3 protein-coding genes are annotated in these 3,354 nt (G+C 71.5%); all 3 read left to right on the top strand.

Features of this window, described 5'->3' with window-relative positions:
- Positions 1 to 125 precede the first annotated feature (125 nt).
- Genes ACFU99_RS38280 through ACFU99_RS38270 form a run of 3 tightly spaced genes read left to right on the top strand, consistent with a single transcriptional unit; the run spans position 126 to position 3,107 of the window.
- On the top strand, positions 126 to 941 hold the full coding sequence (locus ACFU99_RS38280) for a DUF4142 domain-containing protein (protein WP_384401705.1): 816 nt from the start codon (positions 126 to 128) through the stop codon (positions 939 to 941).
- 6 nt (positions 942 to 947) lie between these two features.
- Positions 948 to 2,180 (top strand): DUF1996 domain-containing protein, encoded by a 1,233-nt coding sequence (locus ACFU99_RS38275; RefSeq protein ID WP_384401702.1) that lies wholly within the window; start codon positions 948 to 950, stop codon positions 2,178 to 2,180.
- 60 nt (positions 2,181 to 2,240) lie between these two features.
- Positions 2,241 to 3,107: a TIGR04222 domain-containing membrane protein gene (locus ACFU99_RS38270; RefSeq protein ID WP_384401699.1), complete on the top strand. Its 867-nt coding sequence runs from the start codon at positions 2,241 to 2,243 to the stop codon at positions 3,105 to 3,107.
- Positions 3,108 to 3,354 lie beyond the last annotated feature (247 nt).

Here is a 3,354-nt window from a genome sequence, read left to right as displayed (position 1 = left end):
CTGTTTCGGCCCCAACTCCCAGGCGGGGACCGTGATCCGCGCCCCGCGCCCCCGGCCGGGTTCGCCGAAAAAGCCGGACGATCAACGCGTAACGCATACCGTGCGGTGCCGCACCAGGAGGCACCATGCGATCCCTCACCGGCACCGGACTGGTCGTCGCCGCACTGGCGGCGACCGTAGCCGCACTGCTCTTCCCCATCTGGTCGTACCGCGACCGCCTCGGCACCGGAGCCGCCGACCTGACCGCCGGCTCCGTGGACACGCGATACGGCCCGCTCTCCCCGCTCGACCGCGACTTCGTCGACCGGGTGCGGCTGGCGGGGCTCTGGGAACTGCCCGCCGGGCAGCAGGCCGAGGAGCGCGGCACCACCGCCGCCGTCCGCCGCGCGGGCGAGCACCTCGTGACGGGCCACACCGCGCTCGACAACCATGTGCGCCAAGTGGCCGACCAGTTGGGCCTCGACCTGCCCAACCAGCCCAACGCCCAGCAGCGCGGCTGGCTGACGCGGCTCGGCGCCGCGAGCGGCAGTGCGTACGACCGTGAGTTCGCGAACATCCTGCGGCTCGCCCACGGCAAGGTCTTCACGGTCGTCGCCCAGGTCCGGGCCACCACCCGCAACTCGCTCGTACGCGCTCTCGCCGACGACGCGAACGCGACCGTCCTGGACCACATCAAGGTCCTGGAGGCCACCGGCCTCGTCGACTTCGACGCCATCGCCGAACAGACCCTGAGCTCCGCGCCGCCGCCCACCGTCCGGCCCGCACCGGCCCGTACGCCCGCCGGCCCCGCGATTTCCACCCCTGCGACGTCCGCCCCTGCGACTTCCACCCCTGAAACGCCCGCCCCTACGACTACCGACACACCGTCCGCCTCCCCCTCGCCCACCTATCCGCTGCCACCTGCCGCCACCCGCCCCGAGCAGTCGCCCGAGAAGAAGTGAGCCCCCATGCCCGCCAGTCACCGCCGCCGTATCGGCGCCACGCACCTCATCGTCATCGCCCTCATCGCCCTGTTCGGTTCGGCAGGCACCTTCCTCGCCGTCACCGGCAACGCCTCCGCCCGCACCTCTCCCCCCTCCGCCGATCAGACCTCTCCGCCACCGACATCACCCAGCGTGACATCCCCCACTGACAACGCCCCTAAGGACGGAACGGACGACGGGTCGGACGGCGGGGCCGACAACCGCGATGACCAGGCACAAGACCCGGCCGAAGGCCGAGACCAGAGCCAGGATCAAAGGCAGGACCAAAGCCAGGATCAGAGCCGGCCGCAAGAGCAGAATTCCGACCAGCGGCAACACCAGCACTCCGGCCCCGCCGCCTCCGACTTCGTCGACATCCGCGGCGTAAGCCCCGAAGCCCGAGCCCCCCGCGACCAGCGCGCAGCGCCCTCGGCGTCCACCGGCAGCTTCACCAGCCGGTGCGGGCGCAACGAGGAGGGCCACCGCAACCCCGACAACTTCATCGTCACGCCCGGCGTCCGCAACGGCGCCCACCACCTGCACGACTACGTCGGCAACCGCTCCACCGACGCCCTTTCCACCGACGCCTCGCTGAGCGCCGCGGGCACCACCTGCGACCGCGGCGACAAGTCCACGTACTTCTGGCCCGTACTGCGCGACGTCACCCGTGGCGGCGACTCGGGCCAGGACGGCAACATCGGCCGCGTCCTGACCCCGGCCTCCGTCAGCCTCACCTTCCGCGGCAGCCCGGCCGCCAAGGTCACCGCGATGCCGAAGGCGCTGCGCACGATCACCGGCGACGCGAAGGCGTTCACCAACGGCACCGCCAACGCCCGCGCGCAGTGGACGTGCACCGGTTTCACCGATCGCGTGCTGACCGACAAGTACCCGCTGTGCCCGCGCGGCAGCCAGGTCGTACGCCAACTGGACTTCCCCAGCTGCTGGGACGGCCAGAACACCGACAGCGCGAACCACCGCACCCATCTCACCTTCCCCGACAAGACCACGGGCCGCTGCCAGAGCGGTTTCAAGGCGGTGCCACAGCTCCGGATGACCCTCGCCTACAAGGTGCCGCCGGGCCCGAACTTCGCGGTCGACAGCTTCCCGGAACAGCTCCGCAAGCCGGTCACCGACCACGCGGACTTCGCGAACTTCATGCCCGGAGCGCTGATGGATTCGGTCGTACGCTGCATCAACTCCGGCCGCCGCTGCGGCTGACCCCGACCCGCCCCTGAAGCAAGGGCCGCCTGAGACAACGATCCCAATTCCTGTTCGACCATGGCGCATCAGCCCGGTCATCGAGTAAAAAAGGCCGCCATGTGGGTCATCTTCCTGCTTGTCGCCTGGGGCGCGGCGTTTCTCACCTGCGCCCGTCTGTGTCTGATCGCGTCCGCCGCCGCCCTGGCCCCGGCCTCCGCCGAGGAGTCCGGGGCCGACGCCGGGGCGTTGCCGTTGACCCTGTACGAGGCGGCGTTCCTGGCCGGCGGGCCGCACCGGGTCACGGATCTGGCGCTGGTGTCGATGTCCCGGCAGCGTCGGCTGCTGCTCGCGCACACGGGCTGGGCGACCGTCGTCGACCCCGTGGGCCACGACGACATGGAACGGTCCGTGATCACGGCGATCGGCCCCGAGGGGCAGTCGCGCGTACCGGCCATAAGGACCGCGCTCACCGCCGCCGACTCCGTGCGGGCCCTGGCCGAGCGGCTCACCGCGGCCGGGCTGGCGGTGAGCCCGGCCGACCGTACGAACGTGTCCTCGGCGATCGGCCAGGTACGGGGCGCGTGCGCGCTGGTCGTGGCCATGGCCGTCGCGACGCTGCTGATCACGCCGCCGCAGTCGGGCGCCGGCCCGATGGCGGCCTGGTTCGCGCTGCCTCTGGTGCTGACGCTCGGCTGCCTGGCCATCGTCCGGTACGAGATCCGGCCGTACACCCACTGGGCCTCTCCGGCGGGGGCCCGTGTGCTCGGCCGGATGGGCACGTCCAAGGCGGGGAACGCCGCCGGGCAAGAGGAAGGTGAAGAGGAAGACGGCCCGGCCGGGGAACGGTCTTTCCTCACGGCGCTGGCCGTACGGGGCCGGGCCGCGCTCGCCGATCCGCAGCTGCGCGCAGCACTCGCCGAGAACCTCCGCGGCCCGCACGACTGAACCGCCACCCCCACCGCGGGCGCTCGGCAGTCATCCGGCACCTGGCGGACGGCGGGCGCTCGGCAGTCCGGGGGTTTCGGGCCGACACTCACCTCCAGTGCTTTACTTCACCGCCCACCGAACCAAATATCCCTTTTGTCGGATAATGCGCGAAGGGATGGCGGTCAGTGAGAGCAGCAGCCCTGTACGGCACCGTGGGATCGTTGATCCTCTCCGCACTCGCCGCCGCCCCGGCCGGGGGAGCCAC

The sequence above is a fragment of the Streptomyces sp. NPDC057654 genome (genome assembly GCF_042800135.1).
Taxonomy (GTDB): Bacteria; Actinomycetota; Actinomycetes; order Streptomycetales; family Streptomycetaceae; genus Streptomyces.
This window is presented reverse-complemented; position numbering and strand designations above follow the sequence as displayed.

What these genes read in the sequence shown, in the direction of transcription:
- ACFU99_RS38270 (WP_384401699.1), top strand. Translation starts at nt 2,241, where the DNA reads ATGGCGCATCAGCCCGGTCATCGAGTAAAAAAGGCCGCCATGTGGGTC.
- ACFU99_RS38280 (WP_384401705.1), top strand. Translation starts at nt 126, where the DNA reads ATGCGATCCCTCACCGGCACCGGACTGGTCGTCGCCGCACTGGCGGCG.
- ACFU99_RS38275 (WP_384401702.1), top strand. Translation starts at nt 948, where the DNA reads ATGCCCGCCAGTCACCGCCGCCGTATCGGCGCCACGCACCTCATCGTC.